Annotated in this window: 15 protein-coding genes, 5 tRNA genes and 1 CRISPR repeat array; all 20 genes read right to left on the bottom strand. The window is 36.5% G+C overall.

What is annotated here, in order from left to right:
• Positions 1 to 11 precede the first annotated feature (11 nt).
• Positions 12 to 320 (bottom strand): 30S ribosomal protein S10, encoded by a 309-nt coding sequence (rpsJ, locus tag Q0929_RS03750; RefSeq protein WP_007546165.1) that lies wholly within the window; start codon positions 318 to 320, stop codon positions 12 to 14.
• Positions 321 to 336: 16 nt separating this feature from the next.
• Positions 337 to 1527: an elongation factor Tu gene (tuf, locus tag Q0929_RS03745; protein WP_299238221.1), complete on the bottom strand. Its 1191-nt coding sequence runs from the start codon at positions 1525 to 1527 to the stop codon at positions 337 to 339.
• A 23-nt stretch (positions 1528 to 1550) separates the two neighbouring features.
• The gene (fusA, locus tag Q0929_RS03740) at positions 1551 to 3632 is read right to left on the bottom strand and encodes an elongation factor G (RefSeq protein ID WP_299238233.1); all 2082 of its coding nucleotides are present in this window, start codon (positions 3630 to 3632) and stop codon (positions 1551 to 1553) included.
• Positions 3633 to 3678: 46 nt separating this feature from the next.
• Positions 3679 to 4158, bottom strand: a complete 480-nt coding sequence (gene rpsG, locus Q0929_RS03735) for a 30S ribosomal protein S7 (protein WP_299238232.1) — start codon at positions 4156 to 4158, stop codon at positions 3679 to 3681.
• Between the two features lie 26 nt (positions 4159 to 4184).
• Complete coding sequence (rpsL, locus tag Q0929_RS03730) at positions 4185 to 4592, bottom strand: 30S ribosomal protein S12 (RefSeq protein WP_299238231.1); 408 nt, start codon at positions 4590 to 4592, stop codon at positions 4185 to 4187.
• Between the two features lie 486 nt (positions 4593 to 5078).
• Positions 5079 to 9818 (bottom strand): DNA-directed RNA polymerase subunit beta', encoded by a 4740-nt coding sequence (rpoC, locus tag Q0929_RS03725; protein ID WP_299238230.1) that lies wholly within the window; start codon positions 9816 to 9818, stop codon positions 5079 to 5081.
• Between the two features lie 57 nt (positions 9819 to 9875).
• Positions 9876 to 14342, bottom strand: coding sequence for a DNA-directed RNA polymerase subunit beta (locus tag Q0929_RS03720; protein ID WP_299238229.1), 4467 nt, complete (start codon positions 14340 to 14342; stop codon positions 9876 to 9878).
• Positions 14343 to 14457: 115 nt separating this feature from the next.
• Entirely contained in the window at positions 14458 to 14844 is a 387-nt protein-coding gene (gene rplL / locus Q0929_RS03715; protein ID WP_299238228.1) for a 50S ribosomal protein L7/L12, read from the bottom strand.
• Positions 14845 to 14872: 28 nt separating this feature from the next.
• Positions 14873 to 15418 (bottom strand): 50S ribosomal protein L10, encoded by a 546-nt coding sequence (gene rplJ / locus Q0929_RS03710; protein ID WP_299238227.1) that lies wholly within the window; start codon positions 15416 to 15418, stop codon positions 14873 to 14875.
• Between the two features lie 11 nt (positions 15419 to 15429).
• Positions 15430 to 16158 (bottom strand): 50S ribosomal protein L1, encoded by a 729-nt coding sequence (gene rplA, locus Q0929_RS03705; RefSeq protein WP_299238226.1) that lies wholly within the window; start codon positions 16156 to 16158, stop codon positions 15430 to 15432.
• Between the two features lie 5 nt (positions 16159 to 16163).
• Positions 16164 to 16601 carry a 50S ribosomal protein L11 gene (rplK, locus tag Q0929_RS03700; protein ID WP_299238225.1) on the bottom strand — a complete coding sequence of 146 codons (438 nt, stop codon included), beginning with the start codon at positions 16599 to 16601 and terminating at the stop codon, positions 16164 to 16166.
• Positions 16602 to 16666: 65 nt separating this feature from the next.
• A complete protein-coding gene (nusG, locus tag Q0929_RS03695; RefSeq protein WP_299238224.1) occupies positions 16667 to 17464 on the bottom strand; it encodes a transcription termination/antitermination protein NusG in 798 nt (265 codons plus the stop codon).
• A gap of 8 nt (positions 17465 to 17472) precedes the next feature.
• On the bottom strand, positions 17473 to 17658 hold the full coding sequence (secE, locus tag Q0929_RS03690) for a preprotein translocase subunit SecE (RefSeq protein ID WP_299238223.1): 186 nt from the start codon (positions 17656 to 17658) through the stop codon (positions 17473 to 17475).
• Between the two features lie 16 nt (positions 17659 to 17674).
• A tRNA-Trp gene (locus Q0929_RS03685) sits at positions 17675 to 17747 on the bottom strand.
• A gap of 15 nt (positions 17748 to 17762) precedes the next feature.
• A complete protein-coding gene (gene rpmG / locus Q0929_RS03680) occupies positions 17763 to 17912 on the bottom strand; it encodes a 50S ribosomal protein L33 (RefSeq protein ID WP_299238222.1) in 150 nt (49 codons plus the stop codon).
• A gap of 16 nt (positions 17913 to 17928) precedes the next feature.
• The gene (gene tuf, locus Q0929_RS03675; protein ID WP_299238221.1) at positions 17929 to 19119 is read right to left on the bottom strand and encodes an elongation factor Tu; all 1191 of its coding nucleotides are present in this window, start codon (positions 19117 to 19119) and stop codon (positions 17929 to 17931) included.
• A 56-nt stretch (positions 19120 to 19175) separates the two neighbouring features.
• Positions 19176 to 19248 (bottom strand) — tRNA-Thr (locus tag Q0929_RS03670).
• A 63-nt stretch (positions 19249 to 19311) separates the two neighbouring features.
• Positions 19312 to 19384, bottom strand: a tRNA-Gly gene (locus Q0929_RS03665).
• A 10-nt stretch (positions 19385 to 19394) separates the two neighbouring features.
• Positions 19395 to 19477 (bottom strand) — tRNA-Tyr (locus tag Q0929_RS03660).
• 23 nt (positions 19478 to 19500) lie between these two features.
• Positions 19501 to 19573, bottom strand: a tRNA-Thr gene (locus Q0929_RS03655).
• A gap of 215 nt (positions 19574 to 19788) precedes the next feature.
• A CRISPR array of direct repeats spans positions 19789 to 20078; the repeat unit is 29 nt; unit sequence CTTTATAACCCACACGGTTCAGATGTAAC.

Genomic DNA, 20078 nt, shown 5'->3' with positions numbered 1-20078 from the left:
CATCTCTCCTTTTAACTTAGTTTGATTTCAACTTCAACACCAGCCGGAAGGCTTATATCCATTAAAGCCTCTATAGTTTGAGGTGTTGCATTTTCAATTTCTATAAGTCTTTTATGAATTCTCATTTCAAAATGTTCTCTTGATTGTTCAAACTTGTGTGGTGATCTGTGTACACACCAAACTCTTCTTCTTGTAGGTAAAGGGATAGGACCCTTTACGAGTCCTCCACCTCTTTTAACAGTATCAACAATTTGTTTTACAGATTGGTCTAAAACTTTATGGTCAAAAGCCTTTAACTTTATTCTAATTTTCTCCTGCATCTTCTATTCCTCACAATTATTCAAGTATTTTAGTAACAACGCCAGCACCTACTGTTTTTCCACCTTCTCTGATAGCAAATCTCATTTGCTCTTCCATAGCTACTGGCACCATTAACTCTACTGTTAACTCTACGTTATCTCCTGGCATTACCATCTCTTGTCCTTCTGGTAATCCTATTATTGTTCCTGTTATGTCTGCTGTTCTGATGTAAAACTGTGGTCTGTATCCTAAGAAGAATGGTGTATGTCTTCCACCTTCTTCTTTGCTTAATACGTAAACTTGTGCTTTGAATTTCTTGTGAGGTGTGATTGTTCCTGGTTTTGCTAATACTTGTCCTCTTTCTACTTCGTCTTTTGTGATTCCTCTTAATAGGACTCCTATGTTGTCACCTGCTATTGCTTCATCTAATTGTTTTCTGAACATCTCTATTCCTGTTACTACTGTCTTCTTCTTCTCTTCTGATAATCCTACTATCTCTACTTCGTCACCTACTTTTAATGTTCCTCTTTCTACTCTTCCTGTTACTACTGTTCCCCTTCCTGTTATTGAGAATACGTCTTCTATTGCCATTAGGAATGGTTTGTCTGTTTCTCTTGGAGGTGTTGGTATGTATTCATCCATTGCTTTTAATAACTCTTCTACTGATGCAAACCATTTTGGGTCATCGTTTAATGCTCCAAGTGCTGACCCTCTTATTACTGGTACTTCATCTCCTGGAAAGTCGTATTTGCTTAATAATTCTCTTACTTCCATCTCTACCAAGTCTATCAATTCTGGGTCATCCACCATATCGCATTTGTTTAAGAATACTACGATGTATGGTACGTTAACTTGTCTTGCAAGAAGTACGTGTTCTCTTGTTTGTGGCATTGGTCCATCTGCTGCTGATACTACAAGGATTGCTCCGTCCATTTGTGCTGCACCGGTGATCATATTCTTGATGTAGTCTGCGTGTCCTGGGCAGTCTACGTGTGCATAGTGTCTTTTTTCTGTCTCATATTCTACGTGTGTGATGTTGATTGTAATTCCTCTTTCTCTTTCTTCTGGAGCTTTGTCTATATCTGCATATCCAACGAATTTTGCTAATCCTTTTTTGCTTTGTACGTATGTGATAGCTGCTGTTAGTGTTGTTTTTCCGTGGTCAACGTGTCCTATTGTTCCTACGTTTATGTGTTCTTTTCCTCTAACAAATTTTTCTTTTGCCATTTATTTTTACCTCCTAAATATTTTTAAGCGTGAGCTTTATTTCTTTGTCCTGCAACTTGTTCAGCAATATGTCTTGGGACTTCTTCATATTTTTCAAACGTCATTACAAACGTTGCTCTACCTTGGGTAAGAGACCTTAAGTCTGTAGCATATCCGAACATTTCTGCCAATGGAACTTCAGCTTTAATGGTTACGGTACCTCCTTTTTTCTCCATTCCAAGGATTCTTCCTCTTCTTCTGTTAAGGTCGCCCATTACGTCACCCATGTATTCTTCCGGTGTATCTACTTCAACGTGCATGATAGGTTCTAACAATACTGGGTCTGCTTTTTTCATAGCATCTCTAAATGCCATAGAAGCAGCTATTTTGAACGCTATTTCAGATGAGTCAACTTCGTGGAAAGAACCATCAAAGAGTGTAGCTTTTACGTTTATAACAGGATAACCTGCTACAACACCTTGGTTCATTGCTTCTCTGATACCTTCATCTACTGCCGGGATAAATTCCTTTGGTATTACACCACCAACGATTTTATCTACAAATTCATATTCTTTTTCTTGATTTGGTTCTATTTCTATCCAAACGTGACCGTATTGACCTCTACCACCAGACTGTCTTATAAATTTACCTTCTGCCGTTGCTTTTTTCTTGATGGTTTCTTTGTATGCAACCTGTGGTTTACCTACGTTAACTTCAAGTTTGTGTTCTCTTTTCATTCTATCTATTATGATTTCGAGGTGTAGTTCACCCATTCCGTGGATTAATGTTTGATTTGTTTCTGGGTCTACAGAAACTTTAAACGTTGGGTCTTCTTTCATAAATTTATTTAAAACTTGAGATAACTTTTCCTGGTCTGACTTTGTTTTTGGTTCTATAGCCATCGCAATAACTGGCTCTGGGAATTCCATCTTTTCAAGAATAATAGGTGCTTTTTCATCACAAAGTGTGTCACCGGTAGTCGCATCTATACCAACAGCAGCTGCAATATCTCCAGCATAAACTTCTGTAATCTCTTCCCTTTGGTTAGCATGCATTCTTAAGATTCTACCGATTCTTTCCTTCTTGCCTTTGTTTGAAACATAAACAGTCTGACCGGCTTTTACTGAACCGGAGTAAACTCTAAAGTAAGTCAGCTGTCCTGCATAAGGGTCTGCCATAACTTTAAATGCTAACGCACAGAAAGGTTCATCATCTGATGCATGTCTTACTTCTTCCTCGCCGGTATTTGGATTAACTCCTTTTACAGGTGGAATATCTACAGGAGAAGGCAGGAAATCTATTACTGCATCTAGCAATGGCTGGATACCTTTATTTTTAAATGCCGTTCCACAAAGCATAGGAACAAGCTTTCTTTCTATTGTTGCTTTTCTTAATGCTTTTTTTAAGTCTTCAGCTGGTATTTCTTCCCCGGCAAAGTACTTTTCCATTAAAGACTCATCTGTTTCTACAATAGCTTCAATCATTTTTTCACGCCATTCTTGAGCTAAGTCTAAAAGCTCTGCCGGAATTTCTCTCTCTTCAAATTTAGCACCAAGTTCATCGCCTTCCCAAACAATAGCTTTCATTTTAAAAAGGTCTACAACACCTTTGAAGTTATCTTCAGCGCCAATCGGTATTTGGATAGGGACAGGATTTGCTCCAAGCTTTTTCTTCATATCTTCGTAAACACCGAAAAAGTTTGCGCCGACCCTATCCATTTTGTTAACAAATGCTATTCTTGGAACTTCAAACCTATCAGCCCATCTCCAGTTTGTCTCTGATTGTGGTTGAACACCTTCAACCGAAGCAAAAACAAAAATAATACCATCAAGAACTTTCATTGACCTGACTACTTCAACACCAAAGTCAACGTGTCCCGGAGTATCAATTATGTTTAATTGGTATCCTTTCCAGTAAGCAGCTGTTGTTGCTGCTGTAATTGTAATACCTCTTTCTTTTTCTTGTTCCATCCAGTCCATGGTAGCGGAGCCTTCATGGACCTCACCTATTTTGTAAGTTTTTCCAGTGTAAAACAGTATTCTTTCTGTTGTTGTTGTTTTTCCAGCGTCTATATGAGCTACTATTCCTATGTTTCTTATCTTTTCAATGGGTACTTGCCTTGGCATTTTTATTTTCCTCCAGCATTCTGATTTGATTTAATTCTAATTTTAATTACCATTTATAGTGTGCAAAAGCTTTATTTGCTTCGGCCATTCTGTGAGTATCTTCTTTTTTCTTAACTGCGTTTCCTCTATTATGGTATGCATCTAATAGTTCATTTGATAATTTTTCTAACATTGTATAGTTTCCTTTACCACTTCTGCTTCTTGCAGCTTCAACCAACCATCTCAACGCCAAAGATATTTGTCTTCTTGGAGGAACTTCCATAGGAATTTGATAAGTAGCTCCGCCAACTCTTCTTGGCCTAACTTCTAGTGTTGGTTTTAAATTTTCTATGGCCTTGTGTAGAGCTTCTAATGGTTGTTCGCCGGTTTTTTCAGCTAAAATTTTCATAGCACCGTAAACTATCTTTTCTGCTTTTGATTTTTTGCCATCTACCATAACTTTATTGATCAATTTTTGTACCAAAACATCTCCATAGATTGGGTCTGGCATTATTTCTCTTGGTTTGACTGGTCCTTTCCTTGGCATTTTTTTACCTCTCCTTCAAAAATTAATTACTTTTTCTTTCCAGTTGCTGCAGCAGCTTGACCTGGTTTTGGTCTCTTAACACCATACTTAGACCTTGATTGTTTTCTATCTTTAACACCGGCAGCATCAAGAGCACCACGAATAATTTTGTACCTTACCCCTGGTAAGTCCTTAACCCTTCCACCTCTAACAAGAACGATAGAGTGTTCTTGTAGGTTGTGGCCAATTCCTGGGATATAGCAAGTTACTTCATAACCATTTGACAATCTTACCCTTGCAACTTTTCTTAAAGCTGAGTTTGGCTTCTTAGGGGTTGTAGTATATACACGAACGCAAACACCCCTTTTTTGAGGGTTTCCTTGCAACGCTGGAGCTTTTGATTTTTTCTCTACTTTTTCTCTACCTTTTCTAACCAATTGGTTAATAGTTGGCACTGTAAACCTCCTAAATTAAAAACAGATTTTTTCTATCATAAACTAAAACAAATATTATAATTAAACTTCGTGTAAAAATCAAGCAGTTAAAGTGAATGCTGCAAAAACCAATGTCGTTATTCTGCAGCCGGCGAAGAATCTCTTCCTTTCTTTTCAATTCAAAAAATCAAAAAAGAGATCCTTCAGACTAAAGTCCTCAGCATGACAAAGACAAAAAGGTAAACTTGCAAAAATTTTGAAACAGTCTCAGCAGCTACAAATATGTCATATAAGTTTAGAGAATGTGTGGGAATGACAAAAAATAATTTATAACCTCTAAATCTCTTAACCTCTTATTCTCTTGTAATCCCGAAAATTTTCCTCCAAAGTTGCTTTCCTTAGGTTTTAAAAGTCAAAATTTTTAAACCTGTTTACTTATTGCTTAATTCTTTAATCCATAAAAATTATACAGACCCCGATTTAGGGGGGTCCGGTAGTTATACTATTTTACACTTCCTCTTTTTCTTCTTCTTTTAATACTACATCAACTTCTGAATACTCTTTTATACCTGTACCGGCTGTAATAATTCCACCAATGATAACGTTTTCCTTCAATCCTTTTAATGGGTCTACTTTTCCTTCAACAGCTGCATCTGCAAGAACTCTTGTTGTTTCTTGGAATGATGCCGCAGAAATCCAGCTTCTTGTAGTTAATGCAGCTTTTGTAATACCAACAAGAACAGGCTCAGCTTTTGGTGGTCTTCCACCTTCAGAGATTACCTTATTAATCTCTTCCTCAAGGTCAAGTTTATCCACTATCTCGTTGAGTAAAAATCTGCTATCTCCCGGGTCTACAATTTTAACTTTTCTAAGTATTTGTCTTATGATTACTTCAAAGTGTTTATCGTTGATTTCAACACCTTGTAATCTGTAAACAATTTGTGCTTCTTTTACTAAGAATGCTGCAAGCTCTTCTATACCCATTATTTTCAATATGTCGTGTGGATTTGGAGTACCATCTGTTAGAGGGTCTCCGGCTTTTACCATAGAGTTATCTTTAACAATAATGAATTTTCCTTTTGGAACTTTGTAATCTCTCTGTTGTCCGGTTTCTTTATTAAACACAACGATTCTTGAACCTTCACTTTTTAGTCTTACCATTCCATCAAATTCTGCGACAATACTTCCATCATCAACTAAGCTTTGCCCAGCTTTTACAAAGGAACCATTTTTTACAATGACAAAAGTTGTATCTGGAACTTTATAAGTCTCTGTTTTTTCTTCCTTAGGATTTATTAACGTAATTTCCTTTGCATCTTCGTAAATTTTTACAATACCGTCTATTTCTGTGATGATAGCTTTGTTTTTAGGCTCTCTTGCTTCCAGCAGCTCTTCAACTCTTGGTAAGCCACCAACGATGTCTCTAACTTTTGCTTTTTCTTTTGGTATTTTAGCAACCACATCACCTTCTGATACTTTAAAACCTTTTTTAACTTGCAAATATTTGTGATGAATGTCTGTTTTTTCTGCTTCAGAACATGCAAAACATTTATTCCAGACTTCTTCAAGATTTTCTTTTGGAATTAACAAGATTGTGTTTACCGGAAGGTCATAAATATACTCATTACCATCATCGCCTTTGATTACCAATCTTGGAGTATGAAGTTGTGCGTCTTTTGGTCTTAAGAATGTGATTGTATAACTTGTTTTACCTGTGATATTATCTCTTTCTTCTTTTAAGGTAACATCTAAGATAACATCCCTTAACTCTACTTCTCCACCTTTTTCTGCAATGATTAGGTCACTAAATGGCTCCCATTCAGCTAAAATTGTACCTTCTTTTACTTCTTGGTCATCTTCAACGTATAAAACTGCTCCATATGGTGCCGGAAATCTTTCTATTGTTTTTCCTTCTTTATCAAGGATTTTAATCGAACCTTCTCTGTTGATGATTAATTTTCTACCTTTTTTATCCACGACAAATTTTACATTTTGAAGTTTTACTATTCCATCATGGCTTGTTTTATGCTGAGTTTGAACTTCCTTAGCTGTAGCAGCACCACCAATGTGGAACGTCCTCATTGTAAGCTGAGTACCCGGTTCACCAATAGACTGAGCAGCAATTATTCCAACCGCCTCACCTATATCAACAAGCTTTCTTTGTGCTAAGTCTCTGCCGTAGCATTTTGCACAGACACCATGAGGCATTTCACAAGTTAATACAGACCTAATTTTTACTTTTTCAATACCTGCTTTTTCGAGCTTGTCGACAACTTCTTCAGTAATTTCTTCGTTTGCAGATATTAGCAGTTCTCCTGTATATGGGTCATAAACATCTTCTGCTGTATATCTTCCAAGCACTCTGTCTTTAAATGGTACTATAATTTCACCGCTTTCAATAATGGAGCTAACCGTTATACCTTTTAATGTTCCACAGTCTTCTGCTGTAACCATAACATCCTGTGCAACATCTGCCAATCTTCTTGTAAGGTATCCTGCAACTGCGGTTTTTAGAGCTGTGTCAGCAAGACCTTTTCTTGCACCGTAAGTTGAAATAAAGTACTCAATAACAGATAGCCCTTCTCTAAAGTTTGACATGATTGGAGTTTCGATAAATTCACCTGAATGTTTAGCCATAAGACCACGCATACCTGCAAGCTGTCTTATCTGGTCTCTACTACCTCTCGCACCAGAGAATGCCATCATATAAACTGGGTTGAAATAGCCAGGGTATTTTTTACCGTTTTCTATCCTTTCAGACTTTTCTATCTCCTTAAACATTTCTTTTGCAACTTCGTTTGTAGCCTGAGACCATATATCAATGATTTTATTGTGTCTCTCACCTTTTGTGATGATTCCATCTACGTACTGCTTCCAAACCGTTTCAGCTTCTTTTATAGCTTTCTCAAGAATTTTAGCTTTCTTCTTAGGAACAACTAAATCATCAACAGAAATAGTTACAGCTGCTTTAGTGGCGAATCTAAATCCTAATTCTTTAATTTTATCCAACGTCTGAGCAGTAATCTCGTTTCCGTATTTTTCATAAATATCCGAAATTAATTTGGAAATTTTCTTTTTATCCAATACTTCATTTACAAACTTATAGCCTTCTGGAAGTATTTGATTAAAAATTACCCTGCCGGCTGTAGTTTCAATAATTTTGCCATTTATTTTAACCTTTATCTTAGCCAGCAAGTCTATTGCGCCTAATTCGTAAGCAGTCACAACTTCTTCTGGAGAGCTAAATATCTTTCCTTCACCTTTAGCATTTGGCAATTCTTGGGTTATATAGTGAATACCAAGAATAATGTCCTGTGATGGCATAGTAACCGGCTTACCATGGGCTGGAGAAAGAATGTTCTGAGTAGATAGCATCAATATGTAAGATTCAAGCTGAGCTTCAACGGATAGGGGCACGTGAACAGCCATCTGGTCGCCGTCAAAGTCTGCGTTAAACGGAGGACATACTAATGGATGAAGTTTTATAGCTTTTCCTTCTACTAATTTTGGCTCGAATGCTTGAACAGACATCCTGTGTAATGTCGGTGCCCTGTTTAAAAGAACAGGATGTTGTTTTACAACTTCTTCGAGACATTCATAAACTTCTGGTGCCTTTTCTTCAACTAATTTTTTAGCTGATTTTATAGATGTAGCATAACCCTTTTCTTCAAGCCTTCTGTATATAAATGGTTTGAATAGCTCTAAAGCCATCTGCTTAGGAAGACCGCATTCATGCATCTGTAACTCAGGGCCTACAACGATTACAGAACGTCCCGAGTAGTCTACCCTTTTACCAAGAAGGTTTTGTCTGAATCTTCCTTCTTTACCTCTTAACGAGTCTGAAAGGGATTTTAATGGTCTGTTGTTTTGAGTGACCATTCTTCCACGTCTACCATTATCGATAAGAGCATCTACCGCCTCTTGTAGCATTCTTTTTTCGTTTCTAATGATGATTTCAGGGGCATCTAAATCGATAAGTCTTTTTAAACGGTTATTTCTGTTAATAACTCTTCTGTATAGGTCGTTAAGGTCTGAACTTGCAAATCTTCCACCGTCTAAAGCTATCAAAGGCCTTAAGTCAGGTGGAATAACCGGTAAAACTTCAAGCACCATCCATTCTGGTTTATTTCCAGATTCTATAAAACCTTCTACAAGTCTTAATCTTCTGATGATTTTCTTTAATCTTGCATCTGTTCCTTCTTTTAAGATCACGTTTCTAACAGATTCTTTGATAACTTCAAAAATTGGTATTTCTTTTACTTTTTCTCTATAAGCTTTATATAATTTTTCTAATGCTTCAACACCTGTAAGAGCGATAACACCTTCAGGTAAAGAATCTACATTTTCTGGGTTTATGATCTGTCCAAATTTTAAATCTGAATAAGCTGGGTCTATTACGACATAATATCCTTGTGATACAATAACATCTATCTCTTTATCTGTTGGCTCTATATCTCCAAATCTTAATCCTACTTCTGAAAATCTTCTTGCGATTTCAATGATAGCTTTATTGTAAAGTCTTGGATAGTTCATTTTATAGTTTAGATTTAAGTCGTCAAACGTTCCTGCATATCCATGAAGGTCTTTTTTAAGTCTTTTTGCAAGTATTTCTAAGTCTATTCTTGCAAGAACATCTTTAACTTTTTCAGCTCCCATTCCGTATTCGTATTTTTCTGCGTTTGAATACTCATACTCCCTTTCTCTAAATTCATCTTCAGAAACAATGTGTAATTTTACGTATTTTGTAAGACCACCTTCCATTAAAGGTAAAGATTTAGGGTCTTTTTCAAATGCTTCCTCCTCTTCCTCTGTTGGATGTTCTACAACCAAATAAGATTCAAAATAAACAACTCTTTCAATATCTCTGGATGTTAAATCTAACAAGCTGCCTATTTTGCTTGGTGTAGATTTTAAATACCATATATGAACAACCGGAGATGCAAGCTCTATATGTCCAAATCTTTCTCTTCTAACATCAGAACGTGTAACTTCAACACCACATCTATCACAAATTGTCCCTTCATACTTTCTTTTTTTATATTTTCCGCATAAACATTCATAGTCTTTTATAGGTCCAAATATTCTTGCATCAAAAAGTCCATCCTTTTCCGGTTTTAATGTTCTATAATTAAGAGTTTCTGGCTTTTTTACTTCTCCATGAGACCAAGACCTAATCATTTCAGGTGAAGCAAGAGATATTCTGATGGCATCAAATCTGACTGTTTCTTTTCTTTCTTTTGCTTCCACGGTAAATTACCTCCTTATTGTTTAGAAAGCCTCCCAAAAAGGGAGGTTAAAATCTATCTAATTTAACTCAGGCTTTTTCTTTTCTGGCTCTGAAGTATCGCAGGCTTGAGGCTGTCCTTCAACTATACATTCAACGTTTAAACCGAGAGCTTTTAGCTCTCTAACAAGAACTTTAAAAGATTCTGGTACGCCGATATCGTAGTAATGTTTTCCTTTAATGATAGCTTCGTATACTCTCTTTCTTCCTTCAATATCGTCTGATTTGACTGTTAACATCTCTCTTAGTGTATACGCTGCCCCGTGTGCTTCAAGCGCCCATACTTCCATCTCACCGAATCTTTGTCCACCAAACTGAGCTCTACCACCAAGTGGCTGTTGTGTGATAAGAGAGTAAGGTCCGGTTGAACGTGCGTGTATTTTATCGTCAACCATATGTATAAGTTTAAGCATATACATGTATCCTACAGTAACTTCAAAGTCAAAAGCTTCTCCAGTTCTACCGTCAAAGAGTTTAACTTTGCCGCTATCTTTTATTCCTGCATGACTAAGAAGCTTCTTAATATCTTCTTCTGATGCACTTTCAAAGATTGCAGTTTCTACAGGAATGCCAATTTTAGTTAAATCTCTAACCAAGTCTCTTAAAGATTCATCGTCAAGTTTAGATAAAGCCTCTCTTAACTCTTGAGAATCTTTCTCCCTTTGTTTGGTAAGGATTTTGTTATCTGTATCATTTACAATGCTGTAATACTCAACAATCTTATCGATAATCTTTTCTCTATCAAAGATTTTTTCAAGCTCTTTTCCAAGTTTTTCACCGAGTTTTTTAGCAGCTAATCCGAGATGGGTTTCAAGTATTTGTCCTACGTTCATACGAGAAGGAACACCAAGAGGGTTTAAAACTATATCCACAGGAGTTCCGTCTTCCATAAACGGCATGTCTTCAACAGGAAGAACGACAGAGATTACACCTTTATTACCGTGTCTACCTGCCATTTTATCACCGACCTGGATCTTTCTCTTTTGAGCTATGTAAACTTTAACAAGCTCGTTAACTCCAGGTTTTAAATCTGCTCCTTCCTGAACAGCTTCTTTTCTTTTTTCGTAAATCTTTTCCCAAAGCTCAATTTGAGATTTTGCTTTTTCAATGATAGATTCTATCTTTTTAAGCAATTTTTTATCTTTAATAAAGTTAGATGGATTGATAGCTATTATTTTTATAGCCTGAGAAACGTTATTTTCAGATATATATTCTCCTTCAGGAATGATAACTTCGCCGGCTACTTTAACATCCTTAGCAACCTTCACACCGATAAGAATTTCTCTAAGCTGAGCATCTCTTTTATCTAAAATGAACTTTTTCTTCTCTTCCAACTCTAAGTTAAGTTTATCAACTTCTTGCTTAATTAAAGTATCTAAATACTTCTCTCTTTTTTCCTTTTTATCTTTCTTCTTCTTAGCAAAGATTTGGACATCAACTACCACACCTTCAACGCCCACAGGAACTCTTAACGAAGAATCTTTTACTTCGCTTGCCTTTTCTCCAAAGATAGCAAATAAAAGTTTTTCTTCCGGTGTTAGTGCTGTTTCTCCCTTAGGAGTAACTTTACCAACCAAAATATCTCCTGGTTTAACATATGCACCGATTCTTACAACGCCGTGTTCATCAAGGTTTGCAAGCTGTCTTTCGCTAACGCCAGGTATATTTCTTGTTATCTCTTCTGGACCTAACTTTGTTTCTCTTGCTTCTACTTCAAACTCTTCTATATGAATAGATGTAAATACATCGTCTTTAACAAGTCTTTCTGAGATTACGATAGCATCTTCAAAGTTATAGCCTCTCCATGGCATGAATGCAACAAGAACATTCTTTCCAAGTGCAAGCTCGCCTTTGTATGTTGAAGTTCCATCTGCTATTGTTGCGCCTTTTTCTACAATATCACCTTTTCTAACAAGTGGTCTTTGATTCATGCATGTAGCCTGGTTAGAGCCTTTAAATTTATTTAATTTGTAAATATCCATACCAATATCTAACGGGTCATGGGGGTTAATCTCGTCCTCATTTACTTTTATAACGATAGTATTTCCATCAACTTTAATAACTTCACCACCTCTTTTTGCAACGATCACAGAACCGGAGTCCTTGGCAATGATAACTTCCATTCCTGTGCCTACAAGAGGATACTCTGTTCTAATAAGAGGCACCGCCTGACGTTGCATGTTAGAACCCATAAGAGCCCTGTTGGCATCGTCGTGTTCAAGGAAAGGAATTAAGGATGTAGACGGAGAAACTATTTGCTTAGGAGATACGTCCATGTAGTGAACTTCGTGTGGTTCTACTAATCTTATATCACCATACGCCCTTGCAAGAACTCTATCTGTTAAAAATCTTCCTTCTTCATCTATTTCAGCGTTAGCTTGAGCAATAACATACTTTTCTTCTTCGTATGCTGCCAGATATTCAATTTCGTTAGTAACAACGCCGTTAACAACCTTTCTATACGGAGAGATTAAAAATCCAAATTCATTTATTCTTGAATAAACAGTCATTGAAGAAACTAAACCAATGTTTTGACCCTCCGGTGTTTCGATCGGACATATTCTTCCATAGTGAGATGGATGAACGTCTCTTATTTCAAATTTAGCACTTTCTCTTGTAAGACCGCCTGGACCTAAAGCTGATAATCTTCTTTTATGTGTTAACTCAGATAACGGGTTTGTTTGGTCCATAAATTGTGAAAGCTGACCGCTTTTTAAGAATTCAAGAATAGAGTTAGTTAAATATCTTGGATTAATAAGCTCGCTTGGTTTTAAGTTAGGGTCTTCTACGTCAACGGTAGCAACCCTGTCTCTAAATGCTTTTTGCATTCTCGCAATTCCAGCCCTTGCCTGAACCTCTAAAAGCTCTCCAACAGGTCTAACTCTTCTATTTCCTAAGTGTGCTATATCATCCAGGTTTTTCTTTCCATATCTTAATTCTAATAAATACTTGACTATTGCAATGATGTCGGCAAGCTGTAGTGTTCTTGCTTCTTCGTCTAAGTATTCTTTCACTTTTATCTCTTTAAATGAAGCTTCTTTTAGTTTTTCCAATACTGCTGGGTCTATCTTTGTTCCTTTCGGAATAACCCCATCTTTTGTCTCTACATCTTCATCAAGAGCTAAAGGTGGGAATTTTTCAAAGAAATCTTCAAGGTCTAAAGGTTTAATAGTTTTTGGAACGTTATGTACTTTTGCATTTAGTTTAACCCTACCAACTCTTGAAAGGTCATATCTTTGAATATCTGTAAACGTATTATTAAATAACTCTTTAGCTCTCTTCATAAAGGCTTTTGGGTCTAAAACTGCAGTATCCGTAGGTCTCATTTTTCTATAAATTTCTACAAGAGCAGCATCTCTAAAAGTAAACAGAGCATTAATTTTTGGTTCATCTTTCTTTAATGTTTCAACAATAACTCTTTGATATGGTGATTTGTTTATAACCTGAGGTTCTACAGTGACAACTTCTTCTATTTTGATTCTATCATCGTTTAAAAGTTTTTCTAAATTTTCTGCAGAAACATATTTTTCTTGCTTAATAGGTACTGGTTGACCTTTTTCAGATATTTCTTCATATACATATGTTACAAAAATATCCCTATTCACTAAGTCTTCTAAATTAACAGGAATCTTTGTATTTTCATGAACTAATTTACCATCCTCAACGATGTACCTATCTACTTTTCCATAAAAGTTTTTAAGAATTTTATATGCAGTATCCAATCCGAATGCTCTAAGGAGGGTTGTTCCAAGGATTTTTCTTCTGTCTATCTTTGCATAGAAAATTTCTGAATTTGTTGCATACTGAACTTCTACCCTTGCACCTTTTTCTGGAATGACACTACCTTCATAAATAACTCTTGTAATAATGTCTTTTGTTTTGTCTTCTTTTCCTGAGAAGAATATACCTGAAGACCTGATTAACTGAGATACAATAATTCTTTCACTGCCGTTTATCATAAAATAAGCATAGTCTGTTAGGAGAGGAATCTCACCAAAGTATATTTTTTGTTTTTTTATAGTCTTAGGAATTATTTCTCCGGTTTTAGGGTCTGTATGATTTATTACAAGTTCTAATAGCACTCTTAGAGGAGCGCCATATGTTAATCCCTTGAGTTTACATTCCTCGACGGTTAGCTTTTCTTTGTAAATCAATGGACCGCCACAATGTGGACAATCAACTTCTGGTCCACCAAGAATTTCCTCAGGCAACCCTTTTCCGCATTTTCCACACTCCCAATCGCCAACCTCGTATCCAATATATCTAATTTCTAATTGACCGTTTGGGTCTACAAAAGGAAAAGACGTCCTAAATAAGCTTTCAAGACCTTTATTTGGATCTCTTTTTAGAGGATTTTTATGAAATTGAACAAAGTTTTCAAAAGATTCTTTTGGAACGGATAAAAGGTCAGAAGGTGTTATTATTTCTCTTCTTCTTGAAAGTATTTTACGAAAAGGATTTCGTTTTAAATTTTTTATCTCTCTCATCCTGCACCACCTTATTTGATTTTAAAATAAATAAAGGTAGACTGCCATACCGACAATCTACCTTTCCTTAGACTTGCTGGAAATTCTTTATTGGGATAACGTTTATCAAGGTTTATTATTTTATTTCCACAGTAGCTCCAGCTTCCTCTAATTTTTTCTTAATTTGTTCTGCTTCTTCCTTAGAAACTCCTTCTTTAACTGGTTTTGGAGCTCCATCTACAAGGTCTTTTGCTTCTTTTAATCCAAGACCTGTAATCTCTCTAACAACCTTAATAACGTTGATTTTGTTTGCTCCTGGGCTTTTTAAAATAACATCAAACTCAGTTTTTTCCTCAACTGGAGCAGCTGCACCTGCAGCACCACCCGCAGCTGGAACAGCAGCAACCATAGCGGCCGCAGAAACACCAAACTCTTCTTCTAACTCTTTTACAAGCTGTGCTAACTCTAATACTGTCATTGACTTGATAGCTTCTTTAATTTCTTCTCTTGTAATTGTTGCCATATTTTTAAAACCTCCTATAAAATTTTATTTAAGATTGTTTTTCTTTTTCTTTTCTTATAGCATCTAAAACTAAAACAGTTTTTTGTGGTACAGCATTAAGTACACGTACAAGGTTTGTAATAGGTGCTTGAAGTACAGCCAATAGTTGAGCAACAAGCACTTCCTTGCTTGGCAGAGATGCAAGGTAATCAATCTTCTGTGCATCAGCAAACACACCTTCTACTAAACCGCCTTTTACTTTTGCATCTTCTTTTCCTTTTAAAAATTCTTTCAATAATTTAGCTGGTGCAACAATGTCGCCATATCCAAAAATAACCGCAGTTTGCTCTTTGAAAATACTTATTTTATCATAAAGTTGTGTTCCATTGCAAGCTCTGTATAAAAGTGTATTTTTGACAACTTTTAATTCTGCATTTTCCCTTTTCAGCTTTTTCCTAAAATCTGCTATTGAGTTAGCATCTATACCTTTAAAATCTAAAAGTATAACAACTGGTGCTGCTTCTATTTTTTGCTTAAGGTCAGCAACTAACTGACTTTTCTTTTGAATCGATTTTCTCTCTGTAGTTAATGCCATGGCTCTACTCCTTATGCTGCTTTAGTTTCTAAGGCTTTTTGTAATTCAGCTGGATTTAATTTGACTGAAGGGCTCATTGTTGTTTTTAAAACAACATTTTTTATATACTGACCTTTTGCACCTGGTGGCTTAGCTTTCAACACCGCATCTACTGCAGCTAAAATATTTTCCTTAAGCTTATAATCCTCGAATGAAATTTTACCCACCGGAACATGTAAATTTCCTGTTTTATCAACTTTAAACTCTACTCTACCTTTTTTAGCTTCTGTAACTGCTCTTTTGATGTCAGCCGTAACAGTTCCAACCTTAGGGTTTGGCATTAAGCCTCTTGGTCCTAAGATTTTACCAAGCTTAGCCAATTTTGGCATCATATCCGGAGTTGCTATCACAACGTCAAAATCTATCCAGTTTTCATTTGCAATCTTATTGATAATCTCTTCACCACCTACATAATCAGCACCTGCTTCTTCTGCCTCTTTTAACTTTTCACCGGAAGCAATAACAAGAACTTTTAACTCTCTTCCTAATCCATGTGGAAGTACAACTGAACCTCTAACCATTTGGTCAGCATACTTAGGGTCAACGCCCAGTCTAAATATAAGCTCTACCGTTTCGTTAAACTTTCTCTGCAAAACTTTTCCCATTTCTTTTAGTTTTTGAATAGCTTCATCAAGGCTGTAAGTCTTTTCTTTATCAATAAGCTTTAATGCTTCTAAATATTTTTTTCCTCTTTTAGCCATAGCACTTACCCCTTATATCCTTCAATTTCAATTCCCATACTGCGAGCAGTACCAGCTATAATTTTCATAGCTTTTTCTATGTCTTCAGTGTTAAGGTCCTTTAATTTCATTTCAGCAATTTCTCTTAGCTGATTAACTGTGATTTTTCCAACCTTATTTCTCTTTGGGTCTCCGGAGCCTGTCTTTATACCTGCAGCTTCTTTAAGGAGATAAGATGCTGGTGGAGTCTTGAGAATAAACGTAAAAGACCTATCCGAATAGATAGTAATTACTACCGGTACGATTGTACCAGGTTTCATGTTTGTAGTTGCTGCATTAAAACTTTTAACAAACTCCATAATGTTAACACCATGCTGACCAAGAGCTGGTCCAACTGGTGGCGATGGAGCTGCTTGCTGAGCTGGAATCATCAGCTCAACTTGTGCCGTTACTTTCTTAGCCATTTAAATACACCTCCTTGAATTCTTTGACGCCTGTCTTAACAAAACACCAAAGCTGAACCGACAGGCTAAATTTTCTCCACCTGGGAGAATTCAAGTTCAACCGGTGTTGCTCTTCCAAAAATAGTAATTAATGCGATAAGTTTTTCTTTGTCCGGGAATACTTCTTCCACTGTTCCTGTAAAATTCATAAATGGACCTTCAATAACTCTAATAATGTCTCCTTTTGTATATAAAAGTTTCTTGATTTTTGGTGCACCTTTTTGAATTTGTCCCAAGACTTTCATTACATCGTTTTCATTTAAAGGAACAGGCTTACCTCCTGCACTAACAAATCCTATTAAAAATGGAGTCTTTTTAACTAAATCAATCAAATCATCAGTAAGTTTCGCCTTTATAAGAATATATCCTGGAAATATTTTATTCTCTAAAACAATTCTCGCTTCAGTTCTGTTTTCTTTGCATGTTATTTTTTGTCCTGGTTTAGAAATCGGACTATGAGAAACACACCCTTCATCACCTTCAACACTTTCTAAAACTCGTACAGTGCCATCTTCTATAGAAAATTTTGTAATCCCCTTTTTTCCCTGGACTTCTAAAATCCTATTTGGACCTTTTAGAGAAAGTCTATATCTTTCCTTCCCTTGAGATTTAAGAACAACCTTTTCTTCAGCAGGAACTATAACTTCGTCTACTAAATGTTCTAAATTGTTAAGCTTTAAATTCTTAATAAAGTTTTCTTTTGCCCTGATCTCTAAATTAGATTGTGTATATAAAGCGTACCATTTTTTCTCATCGGTATCTTTTTCTAAATTACTTTCCTTAACTTCTTCATTAACCACGTTTAAATTTTCATTTTCCGCCATCTAAGCCTTTACCTCTCTATTATAAAAGCAATTATTTTTGTAAATAAGATATCTAAACCCCATAAATACAACGCCATTATCAATGTTAAAACTATAACTGCTATAGTTGCTGTTTTAACAAGGTCTTTAGAGGGCCATGTTACTTTTTTAAGCTCTTCAAAAACTTCCTTTAGAAAGTTTAGATACTTTACCATCAATATTCTCCAAAAGCGGGGCAGGAAGGACTCGAACCCTCAACCTGCGGATTTGGAGTCCGCTGCTCTGCCAATTGAGCTACTGCCCCGCAATCCATGTTCAATTACTTAATTTCTCTATGAACTGTGTGTTTTTTACAAAACTTACAATATTTTCTTAACTCTAATCTGTCTGGATGCTTTCTCTTGTTTTTTGTAGTTGTGTAATTTCTTCTTTTACATTCTGTGCAGGCTAAAGTTATAATTTCTCTCATCTCTTATTCCTCGCAATTATTCAAGTATTTTAGTAACAACGCCAGCACCTACTGTTTTTCCACCTTCTCTGATAGCAAATCTCATTTGCTCTTCCATAGCTACTGGCACCATTAACTCTACTGTTAACTCTACGTTATCTCCTGGCATTACCATCTCTTGTCCTTCTGGTAATCCTATTATTGTTCCTGTTATGTCTGCTGTTCTGATGTAAAACTGTGGTCTGTATCCTAAGAAGAATGGTGTATGTCTTCCACCTTCTTCTTTGCTTAATACGTAAACTTGTGCTTTGAATTTCTTGTGAGGTGTGATTGTTCCTGGTTTTGCTAATACTTGTCCTCTTTCTACTTCGTCTTTTGTGATTCCTCTTAATAGGACTCCTATGTTGTCACCTGCTATTGCTTCATCTAATTGTTTTCTGAACATCTCTATTCCTGTTACTACTGTCTTCTTCTTCTCTTCTGATAATCCTACTATCTCTACTTCGTCACCTACTTTTAATGTTCCTCTTTCTACTCTTCCTGTTACTACTGTTCCCCTTCCTGTTATTGAGAATACGTCTTCTATTGCCATTAGGAATGGTTTGTCTGTTTCTCTTGGAGGTGTTGGTATGTATTCATCCATTGCTTTTAATAACTCTTCTACTGATGCAAACCATTTTGGGTCATCGTTTAATGCTCCAAGTGCTGACCCTCTTATTACTGGTACTTCATCTCCTGGAAAGTCGTATTTGCTTAATAATTCTCTTACTTCCATCTCTACCAAGTCTATCAATTCTGGGTCATCCACCATATCGCATTTGTTTAAGAATACTACGATGTATGGTACGTTAACTTGTCTTGCAAGAAGTACGTGTTCTCTTGTTTGTGGCATTGGTCCATCTGCTGCTGATACTACAAGGATTGCTCCGTCCATTTGTGCTGCACCGGTGATCATATTCTTGATGTAGTCTGCGTGTCCTGGGCAGTCTACGTGTGCATAGTGTCTTTTTTCTGTCTCATATTCTACGTGTGTGATGTTGATTGTAATTCCTCTTTCTCTTTCTTCTGGAGCTTTGTCTATATCTGCATATCCAACGAATTTTGCTAATCCTTTTTTGCTTTGTACGTATGTGATAGCTGCTGTTAGTGTTGTTTTTCCGTGGTCAACGTGTCCTATTGTTCCTACGTTTATGTGTTCTTTTCCTCTAACAAATTTTTCTTTTGCCATTTATTTTTACCTCCTAAATAAAGAAAAGTTATTTATTTTTACCAAACCTCTCTCAGAGCCCAAGACGGGACTTGAACCCGCGACCTCACCCTTACCAAGGGTGTGCTCTGCCGCCTGAGCTACCTGGGCATAAAAACATAATAAGACGTAAAAAGACCACCATAGCCTTTTTACGTCTTGGTTTTATTGGAGAGCGGGAGACGGGACTCGAACCCGCGGCCATCTGCTTGGAAGGCAGATGCTCTACCAACTGAGCTACTCCCGCATACAATATATGGAGAGGGACGGATTCGAACCGCCGAAGGCTTTCGCCGGGAGATTTACAGTCTCCTGCCGTTGGCCGCTTGGCTACCTCTCCATATTCTAAATTCTAAAATTTAAAGCCGGCGGTGGGACTCGAACCCACGACCTGGTGATTACAAATCACCTGCTCTGCCGACTGAGCTACACCGGCTTAAACTTTAGAGATAAATATTATATCCAATTCTCTGATTTGTGTCAAGTATTTTTTAAAATATTTATTTCTAATACGTCGGGTGAGAAAATCAATAAAAACATGAGATTCTTCGCTTCGCTCAGAATGACGAATAAGATTACTCTTCCTTTATGCTTATCAATCAACCTTTCGCTGTCATCGTAATCCTTCTCGAAGGAAAAGTTATATAATCACTTTATAATCCATACGGTTCAAATGGAACTGATGACGGAGTGTTCTTTTTAGAAATCAGCGATGACTTTATAACCCACACGGTTCAGATGTAACTTGAATAGGTCTATCATATCTTACAGTAAAAGGTTTCTTTATAACCCACACGGTTCAGATGTAACACTAACTCCGATTAACAAGCTTGATAGCCAGAAACAACTTTATAACCCACACGGTTCAGATGTAACTAAATGAAGCAGACGACGATAAAACCGATCTGATGCCTTTATAACCCACACGGTTCAGATGTAAC

Source organism: Sulfurihydrogenibium sp. (genome assembly GCF_028276765.1).
GTDB lineage: Bacteria > Aquificota > Aquificia > Aquificales > Hydrogenothermaceae > Sulfurihydrogenibium.
The sequence above is the reverse complement of the archived record's forward strand: the minus strand, read 5'-3'. Positions and strand labels throughout refer to the sequence as shown.

What these genes read in the sequence shown, in the direction of transcription:
- rpsJ (WP_007546165.1), bottom strand. Translation starts at nt 320, where the DNA reads ATGCAGGAGAAAATTAGAATAAAGTTAAAGGCTTTTGACCATAAAGTT.
- tuf (WP_299238221.1), bottom strand. Translation starts at nt 1,527, where the DNA reads ATGGCAAAAGAAAAATTTGTTAGAGGAAAAGAACACATAAACGTAGGA.
- fusA (WP_299238233.1), bottom strand. Translation starts at nt 3,632, where the DNA reads ATGCCAAGGCAAGTACCCATTGAAAAGATAAGAAACATAGGAATAGTA.
- rpsG (WP_299238232.1), bottom strand. Translation starts at nt 4,158, where the DNA reads ATGCCAAGGAAAGGACCAGTCAAACCAAGAGAAATAATGCCAGACCCA.
- Q0929_RS03720 (WP_299238229.1), bottom strand. Translation starts at nt 14,342, where the DNA reads ATGAGAGAGATAAAAAATTTAAAACGAAATCCTTTTCGTAAAATACTT.
- rplL (WP_299238228.1), bottom strand. Translation starts at nt 14,844, where the DNA reads ATGGCAACAATTACAAGAGAAGAAATTAAAGAAGCTATCAAGTCAATG.
- rplJ (WP_299238227.1), bottom strand. Translation starts at nt 15,418, where the DNA reads ATGGCATTAACTACAGAGAGAAAATCGATTCAAAAGAAAAGTCAGTTA.
- rplA (WP_299238226.1), bottom strand. Translation starts at nt 16,158, where the DNA reads ATGGCTAAAAGAGGAAAAAAATATTTAGAAGCATTAAAGCTTATTGAT.
- rplK (WP_299238225.1), bottom strand. Translation starts at nt 16,601, where the DNA reads ATGGCTAAGAAAGTAACGGCACAAGTTGAGCTGATGATTCCAGCTCAG.
- nusG (WP_299238224.1), bottom strand. Translation starts at nt 17,464, where the DNA reads ATGGCGGAAAATGAAAATTTAAACGTGGTTAATGAAGAAGTTAAGGAA.
- secE (WP_299238223.1), bottom strand. Translation starts at nt 17,658, where the DNA reads ATGGTAAAGTATCTAAACTTTCTAAAGGAAGTTTTTGAAGAGCTTAAA.
- rpmG (WP_299238222.1), bottom strand. Translation starts at nt 17,912, where the DNA reads ATGAGAGAAATTATAACTTTAGCCTGCACAGAATGTAAAAGAAGAAAT.
- tuf (WP_299238221.1), bottom strand. Translation starts at nt 19,119, where the DNA reads ATGGCAAAAGAAAAATTTGTTAGAGGAAAAGAACACATAAACGTAGGA.